Source organism: Sphingomonas sp. P4_D12, from assembly GCF_056401895.1.
In genome coordinates, this window is the sequence record NZ_JBFUIL010000006.1 from 371,741 (window position 1) to 394,752 (window position 23,012).

The 23,012-nt window shown below is 64.1% G+C and carries 31 protein-coding genes and 1 other RNA gene; 14 read left to right on the plus strand and 18 right to left on the minus strand.

Going from position 1 to position 23,012, the window contains the following annotated elements:
• Nucleotides 1–77 precede the first annotated feature (77 nt).
• The 3 genes from AC1DSD_RS14245 to AC1DSD_RS14255 all read right to left on the minus strand — a co-directional run bounded on the left by AC1DSD_RS14245 (nt 78) and on the right by AC1DSD_RS14255 (nt 1,888).
• Nucleotides 78–416: a hypothetical protein gene (locus tag AC1DSD_RS14245; protein WP_478030991.1), complete on the minus strand. Its 339-nt coding sequence runs from the start codon at nt 414–416 to the stop codon at nt 78–80.
• Between the two features lie 154 nt (nt 417–570).
• Nucleotides 571–1,545, minus strand: coding sequence for a hypothetical protein (locus tag AC1DSD_RS14250; RefSeq protein WP_478030993.1), 975 nt, complete (start codon nt 1,543–1,545; stop codon nt 571–573).
• 1 nt (nt 1,546) lies between these two features.
• Nucleotides 1,547–1,888 carry a PadR family transcriptional regulator gene (locus AC1DSD_RS14255; RefSeq protein ID WP_478030994.1) on the minus strand — a complete coding sequence of 114 codons (342 nt, stop codon included), beginning with the start codon at nt 1,886–1,888 and terminating at the stop codon, nt 1,547–1,549.
• Between the two features lie 107 nt (nt 1,889–1,995).
• Between AC1DSD_RS14255 and AC1DSD_RS14260 the strand changes: the two genes are divergently transcribed.
• Nucleotides 1,996–2,577: a YdeI/OmpD-associated family protein gene (locus tag AC1DSD_RS14260; RefSeq protein WP_478030995.1), complete on the plus strand. Its 582-nt coding sequence runs from the start codon at nt 1,996–1,998 to the stop codon at nt 2,575–2,577.
• A 124-nt stretch (nt 2,578–2,701) separates the two neighbouring features.
• Nucleotides 2,702–3,637, plus strand: a complete 936-nt coding sequence (locus AC1DSD_RS14265; protein WP_478030996.1) for an MBL fold metallo-hydrolase — start codon at nt 2,702–2,704, stop codon at nt 3,635–3,637.
• A 22-nt stretch (nt 3,638–3,659) separates the two neighbouring features.
• Here the strand turns inward: AC1DSD_RS14265 and AC1DSD_RS14270 are convergent, their stop codons facing one another.
• Nucleotides 3,660–4,604: a hypothetical protein gene (locus tag AC1DSD_RS14270; RefSeq protein WP_478030997.1), complete on the minus strand. Its 945-nt coding sequence runs from the start codon at nt 4,602–4,604 to the stop codon at nt 3,660–3,662.
• Nucleotides 4,605–4,786: 182 nt separating this feature from the next.
• Nucleotides 4,787–5,215 (minus strand): DoxX family protein, encoded by a 429-nt coding sequence (locus tag AC1DSD_RS14275; protein ID WP_478030998.1) that lies wholly within the window; start codon nt 5,213–5,215, stop codon nt 4,787–4,789.
• 183 nt (nt 5,216–5,398) lie between these two features.
• Between AC1DSD_RS14275 and AC1DSD_RS14280 the strand changes: the two genes are divergently transcribed.
• Nucleotides 5,399–5,875 carry a MarR family winged helix-turn-helix transcriptional regulator gene (locus AC1DSD_RS14280; protein WP_478031000.1) on the plus strand — a complete coding sequence of 159 codons (477 nt, stop codon included), beginning with the start codon at nt 5,399–5,401 and terminating at the stop codon, nt 5,873–5,875.
• 27 nt (nt 5,876–5,902) lie between these two features.
• On the opposite strand, the gene AC1DSD_RS14285 is transcribed toward AC1DSD_RS14280, so the two are convergent.
• Nucleotides 5,903–6,334, minus strand: coding sequence for a winged helix-turn-helix transcriptional regulator (locus tag AC1DSD_RS14285; protein WP_478031001.1), 432 nt, complete (start codon nt 6,332–6,334; stop codon nt 5,903–5,905).
• 88 nt (nt 6,335–6,422) lie between these two features.
• Between AC1DSD_RS14285 and AC1DSD_RS14290 the strand changes: the two genes are divergently transcribed.
• The 3 genes from AC1DSD_RS14290 (at nt 6,423) to AC1DSD_RS14300 (ending at nt 9,093) form a co-directional block, all read left to right on the plus strand.
• A complete protein-coding gene (locus tag AC1DSD_RS14290) occupies nt 6,423–7,238 on the plus strand; it encodes an oxidoreductase (protein WP_478031002.1) in 816 nt (271 codons plus the stop codon).
• Nucleotides 7,239–7,289: 51 nt separating this feature from the next.
• Nucleotides 7,290–8,291 (plus strand): NADP-dependent oxidoreductase, encoded by a 1,002-nt coding sequence (locus AC1DSD_RS14295; protein ID WP_478031004.1) that lies wholly within the window; start codon nt 7,290–7,292, stop codon nt 8,289–8,291.
• Between the two features lie 139 nt (nt 8,292–8,430).
• Complete coding sequence (locus AC1DSD_RS14300) at nt 8,431–9,093, plus strand: hypothetical protein (protein WP_478031006.1); 663 nt, start codon at nt 8,431–8,433, stop codon at nt 9,091–9,093.
• 12 nt (nt 9,094–9,105) lie between these two features.
• Here the strand turns inward: AC1DSD_RS14300 and AC1DSD_RS14305 are convergent, their stop codons facing one another.
• Nucleotides 9,106–9,750 (minus strand): TetR/AcrR family transcriptional regulator, encoded by a 645-nt coding sequence (locus tag AC1DSD_RS14305; protein ID WP_478031007.1) that lies wholly within the window; start codon nt 9,748–9,750, stop codon nt 9,106–9,108.
• A gap of 104 nt (nt 9,751–9,854) precedes the next feature.
• On the opposite strand from AC1DSD_RS14305, the gene AC1DSD_RS14310 reads away from it, so the two are divergent.
• From AC1DSD_RS14310 to AC1DSD_RS14320, 3 genes are all read left to right on the plus strand, one after another.
• Nucleotides 9,855–10,265 carry a VOC family protein gene (locus tag AC1DSD_RS14310; protein WP_478031009.1) on the plus strand — a complete coding sequence of 137 codons (411 nt, stop codon included), beginning with the start codon at nt 9,855–9,857 and terminating at the stop codon, nt 10,263–10,265.
• Between the two features lie 151 nt (nt 10,266–10,416).
• Nucleotides 10,417–10,890 (plus strand): NUDIX domain-containing protein, encoded by a 474-nt coding sequence (locus AC1DSD_RS14315; protein WP_478031010.1) that lies wholly within the window; start codon nt 10,417–10,419, stop codon nt 10,888–10,890.
• Nucleotides 10,891–11,109: 219 nt separating this feature from the next.
• Nucleotides 11,110–11,610, plus strand: a complete 501-nt coding sequence (locus tag AC1DSD_RS14320) for a hypothetical protein (RefSeq protein ID WP_478031012.1) — start codon at nt 11,110–11,112, stop codon at nt 11,608–11,610.
• A 69-nt stretch (nt 11,611–11,679) separates the two neighbouring features.
• On the opposite strand, the gene AC1DSD_RS14325 is transcribed toward AC1DSD_RS14320, so the two are convergent.
• From AC1DSD_RS14325 to AC1DSD_RS14345, 5 genes are read right to left on the minus strand one after another with little or no spacing between them, the layout of a single operon-like run.
• Nucleotides 11,680–12,168, minus strand: a complete 489-nt coding sequence (locus tag AC1DSD_RS14325; protein WP_478031372.1) for an NUDIX hydrolase — start codon at nt 12,166–12,168, stop codon at nt 11,680–11,682.
• Nucleotides 12,169–12,224: 56 nt separating this feature from the next.
• Nucleotides 12,225–12,905, minus strand: coding sequence for a TPM domain-containing protein (locus tag AC1DSD_RS14330; RefSeq protein ID WP_478031014.1), 681 nt, complete (start codon nt 12,903–12,905; stop codon nt 12,225–12,227).
• On the minus strand, nt 12,905–13,726 hold the full coding sequence (locus tag AC1DSD_RS14335) for a TPM domain-containing protein (protein WP_478031015.1): 822 nt from the start codon (nt 13,724–13,726) through the stop codon (nt 12,905–12,907). Before AC1DSD_RS14335 ends, AC1DSD_RS14330 begins: the two co-directional genes overlap by 1 nt.
• On the minus strand, nt 13,723–14,241 hold the full coding sequence (locus AC1DSD_RS14340) for a TPM domain-containing protein (RefSeq protein WP_478031017.1): 519 nt from the start codon (nt 14,239–14,241) through the stop codon (nt 13,723–13,725). Before AC1DSD_RS14340 ends, AC1DSD_RS14335 begins: the two co-directional genes overlap by 4 nt.
• A gap of 5 nt (nt 14,242–14,246) precedes the next feature.
• A complete protein-coding gene (locus tag AC1DSD_RS14345) occupies nt 14,247–14,837 on the minus strand; it encodes a LemA family protein (protein ID WP_066809741.1) in 591 nt (196 codons plus the stop codon).
• A gap of 156 nt (nt 14,838–14,993) precedes the next feature.
• On the opposite strand from AC1DSD_RS14345, the gene mscL reads away from it, so the two are divergent.
• Nucleotides 14,994–15,431 (plus strand): large conductance mechanosensitive channel protein MscL, encoded by a 438-nt coding sequence (mscL, locus tag AC1DSD_RS14350; protein ID WP_478031019.1) that lies wholly within the window; start codon nt 14,994–14,996, stop codon nt 15,429–15,431.
• A gap of 188 nt (nt 15,432–15,619) precedes the next feature.
• Here the strand turns inward: mscL and AC1DSD_RS14355 are convergent, their stop codons facing one another.
• The gene (locus tag AC1DSD_RS14355; protein ID WP_066809744.1) at nt 15,620–16,051 is read right to left on the minus strand and encodes an RrF2 family transcriptional regulator; all 432 of its coding nucleotides are present in this window, start codon (nt 16,049–16,051) and stop codon (nt 15,620–15,622) included.
• A 141-nt stretch (nt 16,052–16,192) separates the two neighbouring features.
• On the opposite strand from AC1DSD_RS14355, the gene ssrA reads away from it, so the two are divergent.
• Nucleotides 16,193–16,535, plus strand: a transfer-messenger RNA (tmRNA) gene (gene ssrA, locus AC1DSD_RS14360).
• A 44-nt stretch (nt 16,536–16,579) separates the two neighbouring features.
• Here the strand turns inward: ssrA and AC1DSD_RS14365 are convergent.
• Entirely contained in the window at nt 16,580–17,782 is a 1,203-nt protein-coding gene (locus tag AC1DSD_RS14365; protein ID WP_478031021.1) for a histidine-type phosphatase, read from the minus strand.
• Between the two features lie 158 nt (nt 17,783–17,940).
• Between AC1DSD_RS14365 and AC1DSD_RS14370 the strand changes: the two genes are divergently transcribed.
• Nucleotides 17,941–18,711 carry a class II aldolase/adducin family protein gene (locus AC1DSD_RS14370; RefSeq protein WP_478031023.1) on the plus strand — a complete coding sequence of 257 codons (771 nt, stop codon included), beginning with the start codon at nt 17,941–17,943 and terminating at the stop codon, nt 18,709–18,711.
• Between the two features lie 49 nt (nt 18,712–18,760).
• On the plus strand, nt 18,761–20,161 hold the full coding sequence (locus AC1DSD_RS14375) for a hypothetical protein (RefSeq protein WP_478031025.1): 1,401 nt from the start codon (nt 18,761–18,763) through the stop codon (nt 20,159–20,161).
• 6 nt (nt 20,162–20,167) lie between these two features.
• On the opposite strand, the gene AC1DSD_RS14380 is transcribed toward AC1DSD_RS14375, so the two are convergent.
• The 4 genes from AC1DSD_RS14380 to AC1DSD_RS14395 form a co-directional block, all read right to left on the minus strand.
• Complete coding sequence (locus tag AC1DSD_RS14380) at nt 20,168–20,626, minus strand: DUF1003 domain-containing protein (protein ID WP_478031027.1); 459 nt, start codon at nt 20,624–20,626, stop codon at nt 20,168–20,170.
• Nucleotides 20,627–20,863: 237 nt separating this feature from the next.
• Nucleotides 20,864–21,520 carry a glutathione S-transferase family protein gene (locus AC1DSD_RS14385; protein ID WP_478031028.1) on the minus strand — a complete coding sequence of 219 codons (657 nt, stop codon included), beginning with the start codon at nt 21,518–21,520 and terminating at the stop codon, nt 20,864–20,866.
• 4 nt (nt 21,521–21,524) lie between these two features.
• Nucleotides 21,525–21,953, minus strand: a complete 429-nt coding sequence (locus tag AC1DSD_RS14390; RefSeq protein WP_478031030.1) for an SRPBCC family protein — start codon at nt 21,951–21,953, stop codon at nt 21,525–21,527.
• Nucleotides 21,953–22,288, minus strand: coding sequence for an ArsR/SmtB family transcription factor (locus tag AC1DSD_RS14395; protein ID WP_478031032.1), 336 nt, complete (start codon nt 22,286–22,288; stop codon nt 21,953–21,955). Before AC1DSD_RS14395 ends, AC1DSD_RS14390 begins: the two co-directional genes overlap by 1 nt.
• A 131-nt stretch (nt 22,289–22,419) precedes the next feature.
• Here AC1DSD_RS14395 and AC1DSD_RS14400 point away from each other — a divergent pair, with 131 nt between their 5' ends.
• Complete coding sequence (locus tag AC1DSD_RS14400; protein ID WP_478031373.1) at nt 22,420–22,968, plus strand: DUF4272 domain-containing protein; 549 nt, start codon at nt 22,420–22,422, stop codon at nt 22,966–22,968.
• Nucleotides 22,969–23,012: the final 44 nt, after the last annotated feature.

Consider the following 23,012-nt stretch of genomic DNA (forward strand, 5'->3'; position numbering starts at 1 on the left):
GACCGCCATGCCGGGAGCATGGCGGTCGATCACGATATCGGCAACTCGTTCGCGTCGGATACCCGATACGAGCAAGGCTAGGACACGTCGAATTGCTCGGTCTGATTGGCCCCGATTACCTCGATCCCCTTGGTGCCGGTGATACCGGTGAGCGGCAAGGAGACATGATACGGTTTCACCGCGTCGAGGCAGATACCGCCAGCCAAGGTGCCGACTACCTCGATGCCCCAATAATCGGGCTGGCGGATGTAGATCAGCGGGGTGAGTTTGACGGTCATGTTGAAACACGGCGCGGTGCCGGTGACGATCAGGAAAAAGGTGCCGTTGACGATCCCTGGTACCACCTCGGCACTCTCGAACGCGATCACGCGGCTGCTTTCGGCGGCCTTGGTCGATTGCATGAGTTTTTCGGACATCGCTCATCTCCCCACGACTCGCCCGCCGGGCGGGACGATCAAGTTCAGGAGACGAGCATTCGCAATACTTTGGAATAGCTTATCGTGTCCATTATGGTCGGAGCCGTTATTCAAACATTATTTCAGACATTTGGCTTCGACCACTAGAAGCGGTTTAGATCGCCTTCACGCCCACCGCCCCCGGACGCGACCTGGCGAGGCGCCACACTTCCTGGAGACCCTGGAGCACCAGGATCGCGCCGACCACGACGATCGCCCAGTGGATGCCGATGTTCACGCCACGATCGATCTGCGCCAGTTTGTCGGCGGGGAGCGTGCCGCTCGCGGTGAGCCAATGGCCGGCCTGATAGATTATATAGGCCAGGCCGAACCCGCCCGCCGCTGTGGCGACCGCGAGCGCCGCCAGCACCGCTTTCCAGCGCGGGCGCAGCCATTGGACGAGGTTGAACACCAGGCGCGCGACCATCAACGCCAGCACCGGCCACCAGATCGCGGTCCAGACCGGATCGGGCGTCAGGGTCAGTCCCTTCACGTTGCTGTAATAGGCCGGGAACGGCACCAAGCCGCACCACCACAGGATGAAATAGACCCCGATCGCGACCTCGAACGCCGATCCCCAGACATTGGGTTGCTTGTCCTTGACCTCGGGCAGGTCCTGCGGCCGCCATTTGGCGAGATGGTCGGCGGGGAAGCCGGTGCGTTCGAGCGCGTAGAACACCGCGGCGACCGTGCCGAAGGCGAGCATCGCCGAACCGAACAGGTTGGACATCGTGCGGCCGAGGGCATGGGCGATATCGGCATGGCCGAACACCACGCTCGACGCCGCGGTGACCGCGAAGGCCAGCGCCAGGACCATCGCGACGATGCGCAAGGTCGCGACGAAGAACGGAAAGGCGTCCGGCCCGATCAGATATTGCTGCGGCCGATAGCGCGAGGCGACGATCAGCGGGTGACCGACCTCCTTGATCAACGCGGCGACCTCTTTCCTGTCGAGCGGGCGGCCGAGCGCGTCCTCGCGCACTTCCTGGCGGGTGAGCAGGTCGTCGCGAATCTCGGCAACGATATCGTCGGCCTTGTCCGCCGGCAGGCGCCGCGCGATCGCGGCGAGATAGCGGTCGATCAGGTCCATCTCATTTGTCCTTTTCGGTAAGGCGCAGGATCGATTCTGAAATCGCGTTCCATTCGTGGAGCAGCGCGGCGAGCGTGTCGGTGCCGTCGACCGAGAGGCGGTAGAAGCGCTTGGTGCGCTTGGCCTCCTCGCGCCATTCGCTGATCAGCAGGCCCTGCGATTCGAGCCGGCGCAGCAGCGGATAGAGCGCGCCTTCGTCGATCAGCAGCCCGGCATCCTCGAGCGACTGGCGCAACGTATAGCCATAGCGTTCCTCGCGCAGCGCCCCGAGCACGGCGAGCACCAGCGACCCCCGCCGAAGCTCGACGCGCAGTTTCTCGAATGTGTCGTCATCGACCGGCATGAGCTGTGCTTCACATAGTGTGTGATATACACTGTATGATGCACAGTAATTGAAGAGTCAAGGCCGGCAATGCCAAGGGGTGTGCGAGAGCGGCGATGGAGAGCGCGATGGATAAGGAACGCGGCGGGTTGCCGGTGCTGGACTTCGTCGATGCCGAAGCGTGGGAGACGTGGCTGGCGACACGCGGCGGAAATGCCGCCGGCCTGTGGCTGAAGATCGCCAAGGCGGGCAACGCTGCGTCGAGCCTGACCAAGGCGCAGGCGATCGACGGCGCGCTATGCCATGGCTGGATCGACGGGCAGATCGACAAATATGACGAGGCCTGGTTCCTGACCCGCTTCACCCCGCGCAAGCGCACCAGCAAATGGTCGGAGAACAACCGCAAGCGCGCGGAGCAACTGGTAGCGGACGGCCGGCTGGCGCCGGCGGGACTGGCGGAGATCGAAGCGGCCAAGGCCGATGGGCGCTGGGACAAGGCCTATGCCCCAGCCTCGACCGCGGCGGAGCCGGAGGATTTGACGGCCGCGCTGGACGCGGTGCCCGCCGCGCGGGCGTTCTTCGACACGCTGACCGGGGCGAACCGCTACGCGATCCTGTACCGCGTGCAGACCGCGAAGAAGCCGGAAACGCGGGCCGCGCGGATCGCGAAATTCGTCGGGATGTGCGCGCGCGGCGAGACGATTCATTGAGGCGATCGGAAATGGCCTGTCCGGACTGACGGCTTTCTCGCGCACGTCTCTGACAAGTAGAGCCCGTGGCGATTGCCATGATATTACGTTTGTCGGAATAGGTAATACCTCATATGGTGAGCCTATGGACCTGCTCGCCTCGTTTCGCACCGCCCGCCGCCTGGCCACCTGCCGTCATTCCATGGCGCTGATCGGTTCGGTATTGCTGCTTGGCTCAGCGCCTTCCGGGCCCAATTTGCCGCAGTTCGCGCACTGGATCGACGGTGCAACGGCGAACGAACCCGAGACACAGGTCCAGATGATCGATGCCAACACATTCGTCATTCGTCAGTCGGTCGAAACCAACTTCGAAGCGCCGTTCCTCTATCTGCTGTTCGGCAAGGATCGTGCGCTGTTGATCGACACCGGCGCAGGAGGACTCAGGATCCGTCCGACCATCGACCGGATAATAAGCGAATGGCGGACAAAACATCGCGATCGTTCGCTCCACCTCATCGTTGCGCACTCGCACGGCCATGGCGATCATCATGCGGGTGACGATGAATTTCGCGATCGTCCCGACACCGACATTGTCGGCCTCGCGCCGGAAGATGTCGCGACCTTCTTTCGTATCAAGAGTTGGCCAAAGGACGTCGCTCGCTTCGATCTCGGCGGGCGCGTTCTCGACATTATCCCGACCCCCGGCCACCAGCCGGCGCACATCATGGTCTATGATGTGCGCACACAATTGCTGTTCTCGGGCGACATGCTCTACCCGGGTAGGCTCTACGTGCCGCGTGGACAGTTCGGCCAGTTCCGCGCGAGCGTCGACCGGCTAGCCGCCTTCGCGGCCAGCCATCCGATTCGCGCGCTGCTCGGGGCGCATATCGAGATGACCAATGCGCCCGGGCAGGACTATCCGATGAAGGCCGCGGCGCACCCGTTGGAACACCCCCTCCCGCTGCCGCCGTCGGCGATCGGAGAACTCCAGTGGGCGGTTGCAAAGATGAGTTCGGCGCCGATGGTCGATCGGCATACCGACTTCATTGTCTATCCGCTTCCGCCACAACCCGCTTCCTGAGTCTCTTCCGGTCCTGGCGACCTCAGATGCGCAGCCCGCAAAGGGCAGCTGTGATCAGAAGCGACACGCCGCCCGCGCATAGAAGACCGGACGCCCATAGACGGTTCGCGGACGACGGCCTGACGCCGTGCGCCAACAAGACCGTGCGCAAGCCGCAAAAGACGTGGGCGATGACGAAGAAGACGCCGAGCGCATAATGCGGCAGCAGCCTGATGTTCCACGCGTCCATTAACAGACCGTCCGGGGCGCCCGTCGCCCAGGCCCAGTCGGTCGGGATGTTGTACACCCATCGCGCCGAGACGAAGGCCGAGTTGAGATGGGTGAGAATGAACCCCGCGAGATACGCGCCCGATCCGACCTGTAGCACCCCCGCGGCATCGAGCGGACGAGCGCTCCATCGCCATGCCAGCTTGACGCCGCTCGCAACCTGGAAAAGCAGGATCGCGACGAGGACCGGTTCGACGAATCGAGAGCGATACACGACCCGCCCTATCGCCATCACCTGCGCGTGCATGACGGGTCCGAACAATCCGAACAGATGGTTGGTCAGATGGAAAGCCACGAAAAGGAGGATGGCCAAAGCGGAGATGCCATGCGCCACGCGCAAGCGGCCCGTCATGACCCCCGGCGGTCGCGGTTGCCCTTTGGAACTCGCGACCGCAGCGCCGATGCCGAGTCCGAGCCACAGGATAGACCAGGTCCATAGGTCGGGGACAGGAGAGTTGACCAAACTCGAAATCACGCCGGTCGACACGAACAAAGGCGGTGCCGCCAAAGCGACGAAAGCGACGCGGCGTACAACCGGTAGCGCATCGCCAGATCGTTCCGCGCAGCGCCAGGCGAAGACCAGGCATGAGAGGGGCAGAGCGAAGGCGAGGATCAGCCAGATTGCCGGAACGACGCTCCGGGGCTGCGCGACGATTGCCTCGTGGAAAAGGCGCAACGTCCAAGGATAGGCGAGCGCCATGCCGATGGGGATCCATGGCAGCAGGCGCTTCGGCCAGCCGCGTTGGCGACCGGCATCCGCGCTTTCGGCCGAAATGCAGGGTTCGGGCAATTGAATCCCCGTTTGTTTGGACGAACCTGATGGTCAGCTCGGCGCGCTCGGGACGCGGCGGCTTGGCTCGAATAGGTCAGCGATGGCCAGAATCAGGCGACCGAGCGCCGCAGGGCATGATCTTCCGGATCGCGCGCCCGGACATTGTCGATTGCCCAGGCGCCAGGGCCGGCCGCTGCGAAATAAAGGAAGATGAAGCAATAGAGGATGGCCGCAGTCCCCATGTTCGCGACCGGCCAGAATCCCATCGGCACGTGGAACCCCCAATAAGCGACCGCCATCATTCCCGACAAAAGGAAGGCAGTCGGACGGGTGAAGAGCCCGACGATGAGCAGCATGCTTCCGACGAACTCGAGCAGACCGGCCGCGAACAGCCAGGGCGCCATTTCGGGCGGTGGCGCGGGCATCGGCAATGCCGGCCATTCAAAGAGGTGGTATACCCCCGCCTCCAGGAACAGGAGTGCGGCGACGATCCGCAAGATCGCCAAAAAATATGCCGAACGGGCTGCGAGAACCTTCATTGTCCATCCTCCTTCGCTGTTTGCGACCAGTTCATTGCGTACTCGGCGGCGGCATATCCCGACCGCCCGAGTCGACACGCGCCCACCGTGGTGCTCCATGACAGCGGCCCGCATCAGCGGCCCCGCGTTGATTTACTACGGTATGACGTATATTACGGTAGACCGTAACACTTTGAGGTCATCATGTCAAAACAGCACGAGGAGACGGACCGTTTGGACAAGGTTCCGGCCGACCTGGCTGCGGCCCTGAATGCGCATAGCGAGGCCGTGGTGCTGTTCCATTCGTCGGTTGCCCAGAGCATGGGCCTCGACCCGTCAGCCTATAAGACGCTGTTTCTGCTAGGCCGCCTGGGCCCGCTCAGCGCAGGGGAGATCGCGAAGGAAACCGGGCTGGCGACCGCGTCGGTAACCGACCTGATCGATCGCCTCGTTGCGAAGGGTTATGTCAGCAGAGGCCCCCACCCCACGGATCGGCGGCGGATCGTCGTGACGCTGAACGAAGCTTCCGTGACGACCTCGCGTCGCGGCTTCGGCGTGCCGAACCCGTCTTTGGCCGAACTATGCGAGCGCTACGATGGCGAGGAGCTGGAGCTTATCGCCGACTTCCTCAAGCGAAACGCGCAAAGGCTGAGGGACGATCTGGCTGACACCCTGGTTTAGCCGAGGCCGTAACGGCGTTTGTCCCCGTCAATCGGGCAGCACAATCCGAATGGCCCGCGTTCCGATCGGCGCGCCGGTCGACCGATCGATGGTGACGGGGTCGATCTCGCTGCCCGCCTCCGCGTCGAAGAAGCGGGTCACGCCGTCGCCATTGCGGTGCTTCCGGCCCCAGGCGCTGATCGCGAACAACACCGGCAGGAAGTCGCGTCCCGCTTCGCTCAGCACGTATTCGTCGCGCGGCGGGCGTTCCGAATAGCGCCGTTTTTCGAGCAGCCCCTCCTTGGTGAGCATCGCGAGGCGACGAGTCAGGATCGTCGGCGCGATGCCCAGGCTTTTGCGGAACTCGTCGAAACGGGTGAGCCCGGCATGGGCATCGCGCAGGATGAGCATGCTCCACGCATCCCCCACCAAAGCGAGGCTGCGGGCGATCAGGCAAGGTTGTTCCGAGAGATTCGACATGTCAGTATCTTTTTAGTAGTGACTTAATATCGAATCGATAGTAACAGGGCTCGCGACGGTGTTCCACGACAAAGTGAAGGCAAGATCGATGAGCAAGACTGAACGCGGCGTCGCGCTGGTCACAGGCGCTTCCTCCGGAATCGGACTGGCGACCGCACGGGCGCTGCACCGGGACGGCTATCGGGTGTTCGGCACCAGCCGCAAAAAGATGGCCGAAACCGATCAGGGCGTGACGATGCTGGTCTGCGACGTCACCGATGACGCGTCCGTGCAGGCGCTGGTCGACGAAGTCGTGGGCCGCGCGGGGCGGATCGACCTGCTGGTCAACAATGCCGGAATCGGGTTGCTTGGCGGTGCCGAGGAATCGTCCCCAGCCCAGGCAAAGGCGCTGTTCGACGTGAACGTCTTCGGCGTGTTGCGGGTGACCAATGCCGTTCTGCCCGTGATGCGGCGCCAGGGAAGCGGCAGGATCGTCAATCTCGGCTCACTGGTCGGCCTCATCCCGGCGCCGTTCAACGCGCTTTATTCGTCGTCCAAGCACGCGATCGAGGGCTATTCGGAATCGCTCGACCACGAAGTGCGAACCCAGAATATCCGCGTCGTATTGGTCGAGCCGGGCGGCATCCGCACCTCGTTCGAAGACAATTTGACGCGCGCGGATCGCCCGCTTCCCGTCTACGATACCGTCCGAACAGCCGCCGAGGTGCTGATGCGCGAGGTTATCGAAAAGGGCGAGGCTCCCGAGATCGTCGCCGACACGGTCGTCAAGGCCGCCAATGCGGTGGTACCCAAGCGACGCTACACGGCCGGAAAAGTGGCGGCCCAGGTGCGCTTCATACGCCGCTTCATGCCCGAGTCGTTCGTCGACCGGAATCTCAGGAAGTTCAACGGGCTCCCCGCCTGAACGTTCGGCGGGGTCGCTGATCCCGCCCCGCATTTGGCAAGGACATCGCGCATGAAGGCCTATATCGTCGATCGCTACCGGAAGAACGAACCCCTGCGCTATGGCGACGTGCCGGAGCCGGTACCGGGGCAAGACGACGTCCTGGTCGAAGTCCACGCCGCTGGGCTCAATCCGCTCGATGGCAAGATTCGCGACGGCGCGTTCAAGGCCATCCTTCCCTATCGGCCGCCTTTCATTCTGGGCCACGACGTGGCGGGTATCGTTATTGGGGTCGGCGCGAACGTCCGGCGCTTCAAGCTTGGCGATGCGGTCTATGCCCGGCCGCGCGACGGCCGGATCGGGGCCTTCGCCGAACGGATCGCCATCGACCAGGCGGATGTCGCGCTGAAGCCCGGAACGATCGGCATGGAGGAAGCGGCCTCGATCCCGCTGACCGGGCTGACCGCCTGGCAGGCGCTGGTCGAACGAGCGGGTCTGGAGCAAGGGCAGAAGGTCCTTATCCATGCGGGTTCCGGCGGGGTCGGCACTGCCGCCATCCAGCTCGCCAAGCATCTCGGCGCGACGGTGGCGACCACCACGAGCACGGCCAATGTGGATCTGGTCAAGCGCCTCGGCGCCGACATCGTCATCGATTACCGCAATCAGGAATTCGACAAGCTGCTGTCCGGCTACGATGTCGTCCTCAACAGCCTCGATAGCACCACGCTTCGCAAGTCGCTGGATGTGCTCAAGCCGGGCGGCAAGCTGATCTCGATCTCCGGTCCGCCCGACCCGGATTTCGCCCGGGAGCAGGGGTTGAGCTGGGCGCTGCGGCAAGTGATGCGGCTGCTGAGCCTCGGCATCCGACGAAAGGCCGCGGCCCGCGGCGTCCATTATTCCTTCCTGTTCATGCGTGCGAACGGCAACCAGCTCGGCCAGATCGCGACGCTGATCGACAAGGGCATCATCCGCCCGGTCGTCGAGCGGATCTTCCCATTCGACGATACCAACGAAGCCCTGGCCTTGGTCGAAACGGGGCGGGCGAAGGGAAAGGTCGTCGTCAAGCTGCGGTGACGCCGGATCGGATCGGCGACGAATCCTGGCCGGTATCCGAAACTACGTGACATGCCCAAAATGCCCGGGAAAGGTATTTTGCCCATATCAACGTGATCCCGACTCAGGAGCACCCGTCATCGCCACCCTAAAGCGAACCTTGACCACCGGCGCGCTGGCAGTGCTGACGCTCGGCGCGTCGCCCGCACGGACGGCTTGGCCGGACGCGCCGATCGCCAGGCTCGAAATACTGGCCGAACTCCAGACGCTGAATGCCGATCTGCTGAGCCATGACAGCGCGACGCTGACGCTCGACCGCTGGTGCGCGCACCACCATCTCGCCGATGGCGCCAAGATCGTGGCGGACCGCGTCCGCGGCCAGGACAAGGCACCGCCCGCCGCGGTCCGTGAACAATTGCATGCCGGGGCCGACCAGCCGATCGCCTATCGCCGGGTGCGATTGCGCTGCGGCGAGCACATCCTGTCCGAAGCCGATAATTGGTACGTGCCGTCGCGCCTCACGCCCGACATGAACCGAACGCTGGAAACCAGCGATACGGCATTCGGTCGCGTCGTACAGCCGCTTCGGTTCCAGCGTCACACCGTCGCGGCCAAGCTCCTCTGGTCGCCATTGCCCGAGGGTTGGGATAGCGGCGGCGCGCCCTTGCCGCGCGCCAATCCAGGCGCTTCCTTGCTGATTCCCGACAAGGTGATCGAGCATCAGGCCCTGCTGACGCGCGCCGATGGCGAGCCGTTCAGTTACGTGGTCGAAACCTATACCGGCGCGGTGCTCGACTTTCCGCCATCGTTCGACCCGTCCTAGTTTGGCGATCCCTCAACGGGCTTGGCCGGACGTCCTTCCATAAAGGGCGAGAAAGGCCTCGACCGAGGCGTCGGCATGCCGCTCCAGCTCGGTCCTCGATCGGGGATGGCGGTTTCCGGTGAACATCGCTTCGTTCATCGGAATCCACAGCAGCATTCCGAAGAAATGGCTGGCGGCGAGATCGGCGTCATCGGCTCGCATGAGGCCTTGAGCCGACAGCTTTCGAAAGCAGGATGCCATGGTGCCGAGCATTCGCTCGAAACCCTTTTCGTACCAATCGCGGCCGAGGCTCGGCATCCGATCGGCATTGGCGATGATCAGGCGCCGGAGTTTCACCAATTCGTCGTCCAACAGCGTCGTCACCACGAGCCGACCGAGCTCGACGAGACCGCCCTGCCGGAATTTGGTGTCGGACAGCAAGGTCGTCACCGACTCGACGATGTCGTTCGCCCCGGCCGCGGTCGAGCGGACGACCTCTCCGAACAACGTCTCCTTGTCGGTGAAGTGCTTGTAGATCGTCTGTTTGGAGACCGCCGCCTTGGTGGCGATCTCCTCCATGCTGGTGCCGTCATAGCCCTGGCTGATGAAAGTGGCCGTCGCCGCCTGGATGATGTCGCGCTCCTTGCGCGCCGATCTCGTCTCGCCGTCAGTTTTCATGCGCCCTCGCCGACGCGGTACTAGACAGTACCGACACCGAATGCTAGCTCGCCACCAGTACTAGCCGGTCTAGTACTAGATTCGAGCTAGCAGTGGAGCAGACCATGCCCAAAATGATTTTCGTGAACCTCCCCGTACGCGATCTGGCGGCCTCGACAGCCTTTTACGTCGCGCTGGGCGGCACGGTTAACCCACAGTTTTCGGGAGAGACTTCGACCTCCCTCATGTTCTCCGACACGATCTTCGTCATGCTTCTCACCCATGCGCATTATGGCGAATTCACCAAGCGTCCGATTGCCGATGCGCATGCGTCCAGCCCCTTGCTGCTCGCGCTGTCGGCCGACAGCCGGGATGAGGTGGATGCGCTCGTCGATCGCGCCGCGGCAGCGGGCGGCACCGCCGATCCCAATCCCGCGCAGGACCTGGGCTTCATGTATAACCGTCATGTCGAGGATCTCGACGGTTACGTCTGGGAGATCATGTGGATGGACCCGTCGGCGACTGGCGGCGCTTGAGAGGCCGAATAAGAGTATTGATTATCGAGTTGCGGCGTGAGTTTACCCAAGGGTGGAATTCGCACGGTCGGTGCGCCACCATGTACGCTCCAGTTTGATTGGTGCATTGGTAAACGCGCGCCGCAGCCGGCGCCTGCGAAGGAGGCCGGGGATGGCGTGGACGCATCGGCTGGCCGGCAAGGCCGCGCGCATCGTGTGGCGGATCACCCGGCCGCGGACGCTCGGGGTTCGCGCAATCCTGCTCGATCGGGATGGCCGCATCGCGCTGGTCCGCCACACCTATATGGATCAATGGTACCTGCCCGGCGGCGGAGTGAAGAAAGGCGAGAGTATCGACGCCGCTCTATTTCGCGAGCTTGCGGAAGAAGTGGGCGTGATCGGCGCCACGATCGAGCGCGTCCTCGGCGTCTATCATAGCCGGCGGGAGGGCAAGGACGACCATATCGTCATTTTCGTCGCGCAGGCCGGTCCCGACGCGAGCGCCGAGTTGCGCCGCGCCGATCTGGCCGAGATAGAGGAGGCCGGCTGGTTCGCGCCGGACGCCCTGCCCGCTCCACTGTCCCTCGCCACCGCGCGCCGGATCGCCGAATATCGGCAAGGGCTCACGGGGCTCGGCGCCTGGTAAGCCGCGGTGTGCGTCAGGGGCACGCCGCGCCAAGCGCCATCGCAATCGGGTACAGACGATCGCAAACTCTCGAATCCATAACGGCCGCTATCAGGATACAGGCCGAGTGGAGAAAACTGGGTGATAAGGCGAATATCCGCTTTCGGTCGTGGGACGTCCGTGATGGACATTGGATCAGCACGTTTTGTCCCCTATGACCGGGCTAAGCATGGGGGGCTTATGTTCACCAGAGCGATATTACTGACACTGATTTCCCTTGGAGCTGTCGCAGCCCGAGCCGACACGCTCGACAAACCCGTCATCGGCCCAAAACTAATCTGCTTCAAATACAGCACATTCTACCTCGACGAGGGCGAGAGTATCGCAGAGTTGTCTGGCTCGCCGGAAGGAATCTCGGTATCCGTCACCAGCAGGTCCGGTCACTTCTCGATTGGTGAGGGCGAGATATTCGCGCCAGCAAAAGGGCTGAAGCGCTTGGTCTACTCCAACGGAAGCACGTCGGTTTATCGCGTGCGGGGAAGGGGCGGCCGTTACGCCATCTATGGTCCGACCAGCTTCTCGAACGGCAAGCCCCGTCTCATAATATGGCTCACGGGCATAAACCTGAGGGGGCGGAAGAATGATAAAAGCGTATATAGTCGTTTTGAAATTCGGGACCCTTCAGGGCTGAAGTGCGAGCACACATTTACGTATTCCTGGGATTTTTTGCCGGAGCAGTAACGACCGTCTCGGGCGGCTCTGTTCGCCTCCAAGAGTTAACCAATGAGTCGCTTGCCGAAATCCGGCTTTCTATGAATCTACCGCCTGATCGGAAAGCAACGATGGCCCGAGCAGCGTCAGCAGCTTGACGTCGATCGCTACACCCGCAGCGCGGCGCTCGGCGATGAAGTCTGCTATTGTCGCCGCTGGCACGCGGTGGACGATGATATTCTCATCCGGCGTCCCGCCGCCCTCGCTTACCCGCATCAGCCCTTTCGCGCGGACCAAGGTGAAGCATTCGCTGACCATGCCGGGCGAGGCATAGAAGGTCCCCAAGGGGGTGCATTTGGCTGGACGATAGCCGGTTTCTTCCTCGAGCTCGCGCGCGGCCGACATTTCGGCAGTCTCGCCTTCGCTCTCGTCGCCGACCAGGCCGGCGGGCAGTTCGAGGCACGAGCGTCCCAGCGGTACGCGATATTGCTCGACGAGTATCACGTGCCCGTCGTCGATCGCGATGATGACCGCAGCCTGGACGCCACCGACGCGCCCGACATATTCCCAGCGGCCGCGTTTCTTCATTTCGAGGAAACGGCCTTTCCAGACGGTTTCCTCGGGCAGCTCCGCGTCGGTGACGCTCACAATTCGATCAGCCGGTCGGGGAGCTCGTTCACGTCGCTTTCCGTCTTGGGGAAATGTTCGGCGACGATGGTGCCAATCGCTGTCACCGCGGCGGCCATACCGTCGCCCGGATGGCCCGCGCGCACCCGGTCGATCAGCGCGGCCATCGCCGCGCCCCAGCGTTCGGGCGGGACCTTGGCATGGATTGCTTCATCGGCGACGATCTCGGCCAGCCGCTCGTCGAGCGAGAGATAGAGCAGCACCCCGATCCGAGCGGCGGTGCGGCGTTCGGCGCCGACCTTGAAATATTGGATCGCGCGGCGCCGCACCCGACGCGACCGCACCGCCTTGGGCGTCAGCGCCATCCGAAGCGGCGCCCAATAGAGCGCGCCGCGCACCAGCAGGAACACGACCGCCTCCACCACCATCAGCGCGAAGAACGACCGGCCCAGGTTGACCCCGCCCTGCCAGCCATTCTGGAACCAGGCGATCTTGTCTTCGATCGCGGTGGGATTGAGCGCGGCGATCCCCGCCACCAACAGCATCGCGACGATGCCGAGGTTGAGGCCGATATCGTGATAGGGGTCCGATCGCGGCGCCACGATGGTGACGATCTCGGCATCGGTGCCGGCTTCGGCGGCGATGACCGCCTGGGTCACTTGCTCGCGCTCGGCCGGGGTCAGGATCGGTCCGCGCATCACCAGCTCCCCGACGCGCCGCCGCCACCGAACGACCCGCCGCCGCCGGAAAAGCCGCCGCCACCGCCGCCCCAGTCGCTGCCGCCGCTGCTCCAGCTGCTCGACGACGATCCGCCGCCGCTGCCCCAGCCGCCGCCCAGCCCCGGACCCCACAGCACCACCGGCCCACGCCCGCCGCGATATTTCCGGCCGCGCGCACCGCGAAAGACGATCGGCAGCACGAAGAACAGGATGATGACGATCCAGAAGATCGCGATGAAGCCGTCCGATGACGAGCCCGATGACCGCGCCGCCTGCGGTTTAACGGCGGCCGCCTTGACTCTCGCCTCGGCGGCTTCGGGTGGCGCCTTCATCTGCTCGGCAATCGCCTGCGCCCCTGCCATGATGCCTCCCGCCATGTCGCCGGCGCGGAATTTGGGCAGGATCTGGTCATCGATGATCGTCTGCGCCAAAGCGTCGGTCATGATCGGCTCTAGCCCATAGCCGACCTCGATCCGCACTTTCCGCTCATTGGGCGCGACGATCAGGATGATGCCGTTATTGGCGTCCTTTTGCCCGATCTTCCATTCGCGGCCGAGCTTGTAGCCGTAATCCTCGATCGGATAGCCCTGCAGATCAGGAATCGTCGCCACCACGAACTGGCGTTGCGCGACATTGCCGACATCGGTCGACAGCGCCTCGAGCTGCTGCTTCTGCGCGGGGCTGAGCAGGCTCGCGGCATCGACCACGCGTCCCGACAGCGCCGGAAAGGTTTGTGCGGAGGCCAGTTGCGGGACGACCAGCAGCGCGAGCATCAGGATCAGGGCACGAAGCGTCTTCATGCGCCACCTCCCGCCGGCCCGACGTCGCGGATCACGCCATCGACGCCATTATCGATCCCGCGAACGAAATCGCCCGACCTGAATGCCGGGAGGATGTCGGTGTCGATGATCCGCTGCGCCTCGGCATTGGTGAGCGTCGTTTCCAACCCCTTGCCGATTTCGATCCGGACCTTGCGCTCGGTCGGGGCAACCACCAGCAGCACGCCGTCATTGGCGCCCTTGCGGCCGACTCCCCAATTGCTGCCGAGCGCTCGCGAATACTCCTCGATGGCATGGCCGCCCAGGGTCGGGACCGTCACGACAACGAATTGATGGCCAGTAGTGCGCTCGAGGGCATCCGATTTGGCGACGATCCGCGCCTCGTCGGCTGTTGGCAGTATCTCAGCGCGGTCGACTACCCGGCCGGTCAACGCCGGGAAATCATATCCCGGCGTCGCCGTTGCGGTCGGGGCGCTCGTCGCCGGCTGGCCGCACGCGGCCAGCGCCAGCAGAACAGGGGTCAGCACCCGGATCACGCCGGTCAGTTCGTGTTGCCGAAATCGACCGTCGGGTTGGTCTCGGCGCCCGGCTGCGCCTGGAACGGGACCATCGGCTTGGCGCCATAGAAGATCTTGGCGCCGACCGCGTCGGGGAAGGTCCGAATGCGCGTGTTATACGCCTGGACCGCGGTGTTATAATCGCGGATCGCGATCGTGATGCGGTTGTTGCTGCCCTCGATCTCGGTGATCAGCGAGCGGAAATTCTCCTGGCTCTTGAGATCGGGATAGGCCTCGACCGTCGCCAGCAACCGGCCGAGCGACGAGCCCAATTGGTTCTGCGCGGCCTGGAAGCTCGCGACCTTGGCCGGATCGGTCAGGTCGGTGGCGTTGACCTGGACCCGCGTCGCATTGGCGCGCGCGTTGATCACGTCGGTCAGGATCTTGCCTTCGGACGCGGCGCTGCCCTTTACCGACGCGACGACGTTGGGAATGGTATCGGCGCGGCGCTGATAGGCGGCCTGGACGTCGGCCCAGCGTGCCTTGGCATTTTCCTCCGCGGTCGGGACGGAGTTGATCCCGCAAGCCGACAGCATCGCCATGGCGGCCAGCACGATCATCGCACGAAACTTCATCGAGATATCCTCCAGTGCCCCTTGCGTGGCGGCAATGTAGTGACGCCCGGCGCCGTCGTGAAGCGGATTCGGTTGCGCGGGCGCAACGGACCGCCGCTTGCATCCATGCAATCCAGGCTTAGGCTGTGCCGCGCTGAGACAGGGAAAGATCGGATCATGTTCAAGGAATTCAAGGCGTTCATTGCCCGCGGCAACGTGCTCGATCTGGCGGTCGCGGTGATCATCGGTGGGGCATTCGGCAAGATCGTCACCTCGCTGACCGACGACCTCATCATGCCGCTGATCGGCAAAGTCTTCGGCGGACTCGATTTCTCGAGCCATTTCATCGTCCTGTCGCCCGAAAAGGTGCCCCCGGCGCTGGCCGGATCGACCGATTACGCCGCACTCAAAAAGGCTGGCGTCGCGTTGTTCGGCTATGGCGAGTTCATCACCGCCGCGGTCAATTTCCTGATCGTCGCGTTCATCATCTTCCTACTGGTCCGCGCGGTGAACCGCGTCGCGCCCAAGCCCGAGGAAGCCGCGCCGGCCGATCCCGCCGATGTCGTGCTGCTGCGCGAGATCCGCGACGAATTGCGGGCACGCAAGGGGGTTTAGGCTTCAACCTTCAAAACTCCCCTCCCTAGTCAAGGGAGGGGTTGGGGGTGGGTGGGCGTGTGGAAACTGCTGAGCTCGCTCCTAGGCGCAGCTAGGGTGTGGCGTCCGAAGATCAGCATCATCTCGATGGCGTTACTGAGAGCCACCCACCCCTAACCCCTCCCTTCCAGGGAGGGGAACCGGCTTGCTCAAGCGGCCGCGAGATCCTCGCTGACCGCATCGGCCAAGCTGGTACCGTCGAGGATGCGCGCGGTCTCGTCGCGGACACGCGCCATGGCGTGACGGATCGCGCAGGCGGCTTCGTCCTTGCAATCGGCGCAGCGGCGATAGGCGGTGCGGCTGACGCAGGGGACCAGCGCCAGGGGCCCCTCGATCACGCGGATGATCTCTCCAAGCGAGATCAAATGGGTCGGGCGCGATAGGCAATAGCCGCCGGTCTTGCCGCGATGGCTATGCAGGAAGCCTGCCTCGCGCAGATCGGCCAGGATCAATTCGAGGAATTTGCGCGGGACATTGGCATGTTCGGCGATCCGGTTCATCGGGATCGGGGGGCCGCCCGCGGGCGCCTCGGCCAGATAGAGCATCGCGCGAAGCGCGTAACGGGAACGCTGCGTCAACATAATAGGTAACCTTATTACCCGATAATGTGGCGACCGAAAGGCGAAGTACAGGCAAAACTCGCGAAAAAGCGTGTTTTCTGGCCGTTTTGATGTCGGCGGGAGCGGCCAGTGTCGACCATCCGCCCGAGCCGATTGCGGGCACCACTTTCCTTTAAGCGCGCAGTGCCTATATTGGAGGAGCCGGTTCGCCGGCTATGGCGATAAATGATGGCGTGCAATAGACGCAGCGGACCCGGGGGCAGTACCCGGCGGCTCCACCAGAAATGGTGGTGGATCTGGACACCGTTTCTGACGGGGCCGAACCAGGATCGACGTGTGTTGAAAAGCGCCGACGTTCGCTCAGAACGGGCCACTGTGACGGCTCATTACACAAGTGCCAACGATAACGAAGCACTCGCTATTGCGGCGTAACCCCAAGGCCTAACGGCTTAAGGTTATTCTAAAATGCGCGGTTGGACCGCACCGGGCAACAGAAGCGGATTCCAGCGGTACGGGGAGCACCGGGCAACAGAAGCTCCCCACTTACCCTTATTTCCCCGACATCACCGTCTGGAACTGCGCGAGCGTGCACAGGCCAGCGACACCGCGCGCCTTGCAGCCCGCGATCGGCAAAATCTGGCGATAGCCCGGCGCCGCGCCCGCACGGAGCTGATCGAGCGTCTGGGCGCGATAATAAGCGCGGACAAAAGCATTCCCGGCGCCGTCCTTCAGCCGCTCGAGGATCACTGCTCCGCCCGGCGCAGGATCGTCGGCGGCGAAACCCGGCACGCGCCAGTGCAGGCCGAGCATCCCGCCAAGATTGGCGACATTGGTGTCATGGCCCGAAATCATCAGCAGCTTCGGACCTTCGCCCGCCATTGCGCGCAGGATCGGCGGGGTCAGCCCGGCCATGTTCGCGGCCGCGATCGGCTTGGGCCGCGCCAGGATGGCGAATTCGAGCGCGTGGAATTCACTCAAGGCCGTAACGTCCGCCGCCGTCGCGCGGCCCCAGCCGACCTCGCGCATCGGCTTGCCGTCGGCATATTCGAGCAGCAGGATTTGCGCCGCGGTCGACGCGCGATCGAGCGCACCGGTCAAATCGGGGCGCCTGTTCGGAGCTGCTGGCGCGATGGCAGTCTGCTCCGCGCTCACTCCGCAAACCGCTTTCTTCGCGCACAGGATCGCGTCGAGCCGGTTGAGCAACGGCCGCATCCGCGCCTCGACCGCGGCGATCCCGCCCGGCCCGATCGCCTTGGCCATCGCGGCATTGGCGGCTGGCGCGTCGACCGTGCCCAGCCCCTGCTCGATCGCCGAAAAGCGCGGATCGTCGGCGCCCTGCGGCTGATGATCGATCGCCATCGTACAGCCCGGCGCCAACGTGCCGGCATAAGCCTGGGCCGTGGCGATCGTCCGCTGGTCGCTATCGGCGATCATCGCGGCATCGGGGCAACCGCGCGCGAACAGACCGGCACGCGCGTAGAAAGCGCGATCGGCGGCACCGATTGCAGCGACGGCCTGCGCGCCATGCTGGGTCAGCCAGCCGGGATTGACCGACCAGCCGGGCCAGGCATCGGCGGCATATTTGGCGGGCATGGCGGGGTTCTTGGTCGGGGGGCGGACGCCATGACGCATCATCACCACGACGCGGTCGACCATCAGCGCATCGGCCGACGTCCGCGCGGGCGCCGACGCGCCGAGGGCGAATCCCAAGCCGAGCAGCGCCGCCGCTCCGACCATCCACCGTCCCGCCATGTCGCTTCTCCCGCTGTCGCCGGCTGCTTGGCCGGCGAATGTTACAGATTCGAGAGAAGTAGCGCATTATTCCGTCGTCGAACCCAGAGCCCACCATACCCATTGTTCGATTGCGCTCGCCGAGCTAGGTTCGGCGCAACGGAATCGGAGAGGCTGACATGGCGACATTGGCAAAGGTCGAGGATACCGGCATGGCCCCGGGCGAATGGGAAGCGCGGGTCGATCTCGCTGCCGCCTACCGGCTGGTTGCGCTCTACGGCTGGGACGACCTCATCTTCACCCACCTCTCGGCACGCGTGCCGGGGCCGGAGCATCATTTCCTGATCAACCCCTATGACATGATGTTCGAGGAGATCACCGCATCGAGCCTGGTCAAGATCGACGTTCAGGGCAATCCGGTCGGCAAGTCGGAGCATCCGGTCAACCCGGCGGGCTTCACCATCCATTCGGCGATCCACATGGCGCGCGACGATGCGGCGGCGGTGATGCACCTCCACACCCCGCACGGCCAGGCGGTGTCGGCGATGGAATTCGGCCTGTTGCCGCACACCCAGACGGCGATGATCGCCAAGCACAATGTCGCGTACCATGACTATGAAGGCATCGCGACCGACCTCGACGAGCGCGAGCGGCTGGTCCAGGATCTGGGCGACAAGCACGCCATGATCCTCCGCAATCACGGCACGCTGGCGGTGGGCAAGACCGTCGGCGATTGCTTCCTGCGGCTCTATTTCCTCGAGCGCGCGTGCCAGGCGCAGGTGATGATGCTGTCGGCCGGCTACGATCATCTCTCCAACCCGCCCCAGGGAACCGAGGAAAAGGTCGCCGGCCAGACCCCGCCCGCGGGCATGGCAATGGCGGCCGAACGTCTCGCCTGGCCGGCCCTGCTGAGGAAGCTCGACCGGATCGACCCGGGCTTCCGCGACTGATCGCAACCGCGCTTGCGTCGGCGCCGTCAATCGGCGCAGACCGGGCGGCGTGCCGATCCGCTGGACCGACCATCGACTGATCACAGCCTTGCTGCTGGCGATGGCGCTCGTCTGCGCGGCGCAGGCCTATGCTTATGCGCCTGGGCTGATGACTTGGGATTCGATCCGCCAATATGGCCAGGCGCTGAGCGGCGAGTTCGACGACTGGCATCCGCCGGCGATGGAATGGCTGTGGCGGCAAACATTGCCGATCGCGCATGGTCCCGCGCCGATGCTGGCGATCCAGCTCGGGCTCTATTGGACAGCGTTCGCCGGCCTGGTCGTCTGGGCGATGCGCGCGGGTCGGCGGCGGCTCGGCATTGCCTTGGCGATCGCCTCGGTTCTGCCGCTCCCGGTCGTGCTGATGGCGGAGATCATCAAGGACAGCTTGATGGCCGCGCTGCTGCTCGCCGCCAGCGCGATCCTGGTCGCGATCCCGACGCGCGGCCGGCCCGTCGCCCGGGTGATCGCCCTGATCCTGATCGTCTGTGCGGCGACGTTGCGCTTCAACGCGCTCCCCGCCTGCCTGCCGCTGGCGATCGCGCTGCTGCCGGCATCGTGGCGCGCGACGCGGGTGCGGTTCGGCGCCGCGCTGCTGATCGGCGCCGCGGTGATCGCCGCCGCGCTGCCGCTCGCCAATCGAGCGGTCGGCGCCAAACCGAGCGGCGTCGGGCTGTCGCTGGTCATCTTCGACCTCGGCGGCATCACCCGGTTCAGCGGGGTCGACGCCTTTCCCGCGGACGACGATGTCGATGATCCGGTCGCGGTCAATCGCCATTGCTACAAGCCCGAGCGCTGGGATTCCTATAGCTGGTGGGTGCCCGATCCCTGCCCGCTCGGGTTCGACGCGATGGACGATCTGTTCAAGCAGAGCGGCGAGAATCCGTACCGCCACTGGCTCGGCGCGGTGCTGACGCACCCGATCGCTTATGCCGAGCATCGCCTGACGCATTTTAACATCAACATCCGCTTCCTCGTCCATGACGAGGTCGAACGCCCGGTCATGGGCCAGATCCCGCCCAATGACTGGGGCTTCCGCCTCACGCCCAATCCGGTGCTGACCTGGCTCGACCGCGGCGCGCGCTGGTCGGCGCATACGCCCTTGGGCTGGCCGGTCTGGTGGATGGCGCTGGCGATCGGATTGCTTGTCATCGCGCCCGGCCTGCCGTCGCGGCGGCTGGTCATCCCGCTGGCTTTATCGGGGCTGCTCTATGGCCTCGGCTATCTGCCGGCGAGCGTGGCGTGCGAGTTGCGCTATCACCTCTGGACTATGCTCGCGGTGCTGATCGCCGCGCTCATCGCCGCCGGCGACATGGCCGGCGGCGACATGCCGGGCCGTCACCGCATGTTCGCGGCCGCGGCGCCGGTGGTGCTCGTCACGATCCTCTGCCTGGTCTGGCGACTGACCTGAGGGGCGTCACTTCGAGGTGTGTGCCGCTTCGCGCAGAGCGATCGCCTCATCGCCCGCCATTGCCAGCAGCAGGTCGATCTTCTCGTGCAGGCTGGCGATCTCCTGTTCCGAGCGCAGGTTGGTTTCGTAATCCAGCCGCATGTCGAGCCGGTCCTTCGCGGCCTGCCGGTTCTGGCTCATCATGATGATCGGCGCCTGCAGCGCGGCAAGCATCGACAGCATCAGGTTGAGGAAGATGAAGGGGAACGGGTCGAAGGCGTGGCGGACAAGAACGACCGTGTTCAGGATGGCCCAGACCACCATGAACAAGGTGAACCCGATGATGAAGTTCCACGATCCCCCGATCGCAGCGACGCGATCGGCGAGCCGGTCGCCAAAGGTCAGGCGCGCCTCGAAAACCTCGTTGACGTCGCGGACGCGCGGGACACGCCGGAAGGGGCCGGCAAAGAAACGGATTGCGTTCATAACTCACCTATTGCTGCGACCGCCCCCTGGGGGCGCCGCCGGTGAGATGAACCTCAGTTCACTCCGCCAGTCGCCTCCAGAGGGACGGTCGATCGACTATGGTCGTTGTCGGACATGGGTCCCTCTGAGAGGAAAAATGGGTTGCGACTCCAAGCGGAGCCGTGGGCGCAAGTGGTTCGGCGAGCGCGATTCGTCAACCCCGTTGCGACCAATTGTGGGGCCTGATCTCGATGCGGCTCACGGAGCGGTCCCCGCCTCGTCCGCCGCGGCGAAATGCGCCATCTGGTCGGCATGCGCCTTGACGAACGCCGGCCGCGCCGTCGCGCGCTCGACATAGCCGCGGCAGGCGGGATAGTCCGCCAGTCCGTCGAACCGATCGACCAGGCGCAGCACATCGGACATCAGGATGTCGGCAACCGAAAAGTTCCCGGCCAGCCATTCCCTGTCGCCCAGCACGATTTCCATATGCTTGAGCCGAGCCTCGAGGAAGCCATCGAAGAACTTCCGCATCGGGTTTTCGCCGGTATCGCCGGAGAACATGAAGAAGGACCAGGGCTGGCTCGCGGCCTCGACCGACGCGAGTGCTGCGAACAGCCATTCCTTGGTGTCGCTTTGCCCTTGGACGTCGGTCGGCATCAGCGTGTCGCTCAAGCCGCCGAGATGAAGCAGGATGGCGCCACTCTCGAAGATCGACAGGTCGCCATCGGTCAGCCAGGGGATCTGACCGAACGGCTGGTGCGCGAAATGCTCGGGACCGCGGTCCTTGAACGGCACGCTCGCGACGCGATAGGGCAATCCGGCTTCTTCGAGCGCCCAGCGCAAGCGTATGTCGCGCACGAAGCCGCGCGGCGGCTCGGGAACCCAATCGTAGGTGAACAGGGTCAGATCGCCCATGTCATCAGACTCCAAGGAATAGGGGTAATTTGTCGAGCAGGCCGCGCCAGCCTTGCTCATGGCTCTCGCGCTCGGCTTCGTTGGGAAGATGCTCGTGGAGCAACGTCAGTTCGGTGCCTCCGTCGATCGGCTTGAGCAGGAAGGTGACCAGTGATTCGCGCTCGCCGGGCAGATCCCAGGTGAAGACCAGCTTTCGCTCAGGAACCACTTCCCGGTAGATCCCGGTGGGATTGTGCTCGTCGCCGTTGAGCAAGCGGAACACCACGCTGAACCGGCCGCCGGGGCGCACATCCACGTCGGCACGCAGCGTCGGCCCGGCATCGGGCCCCCACCATTGGATCATCTGATCGGGCCGCGTGATCGCCGCCCAGACCTTGGCCGGCGAAGCCTTGATGCGGCGGACGATGGTCACGCTCGGCAGAGTGTCGGCCATTATTCGCCATCCTGTTCGACGTAGGCGACGAGCCGATCGATGCTCACTGTCCAGAGACGCTCGTACCGTTGCAGCCACGCCATCGCCTCCTGCATCGGCCCGACCGACAGATTGACCGACACCGTGCGCCCGGTCTTGGCCCGCGTGATCAGCCCGGCATCGGACAGCACGTCGAGATGCTTCATCATGCCGGGAAGCTTGAGCGACAAAGGTCGCGCGAGTTCGCTCACCGACAGGCCGGGCTCGTCCTTCAGCCGCAACAGGATGTGCCGTCGCGTCGGGTCGGCCAGCGCGGAAAAGGTGCGGTCGATCGCGGATGACTGATACTTCACCATGTAGCGAAGTATTGTTCATACCGTAGTTCGCGTCAACCCCAGGCACCGCCACGGATCGAAAACTCGTTATCATACATGCCGATACCGATTGGTATGACGCTGGCAGTTTGGGGGAGGCCGCATTGAACGACGTGAGTGGTTACGGGGCGGTGAGGACCGGCGAAGAAACAATGCGCCGAGCCATGTGCCTTTTCGCGGTCAGTTATGCCGCGATCCACAATGCCGTCGACAAGGGCGTGGATCTGTTGCGTGCATGGGATCTTGAGGGTTCTCTGACGCCAATAGAAAGAGGCTTTCTCACCACCGATCCTATGCCCGCCAAACAGCGCGTTGCCTTGAGCTGGCGGCGCGAGGCGATGGTCCCATTGATGTGGGCCACTGGGTTGTTCGAGATGATGCCGGAGCCGACCGACACCTTCGACTTCGAATATCTGTCCGAGTTCTGGCTCACTGTCCCGGCCGGATATTGGAAAGACGTGGAGATAAGGCCGGAAGCGGAGATTATATCTGCGACCGATCATATCCGCGACCTGCACTGGCGGCTGCGCGACGCGGAACTGCACCATCGTCCTCCGCCTCCCGGCATCGACCAGGGTGTCGTGATTGAACGCCATCATGCTCTGAACTGGCTTTGCCGATATGAGGATGATGATTGGGACGATGTCGCCACCGACACCTGAATTGCGCTGAGACCCAAACGGCAAAGCGGCCCGGGATTGCTCCC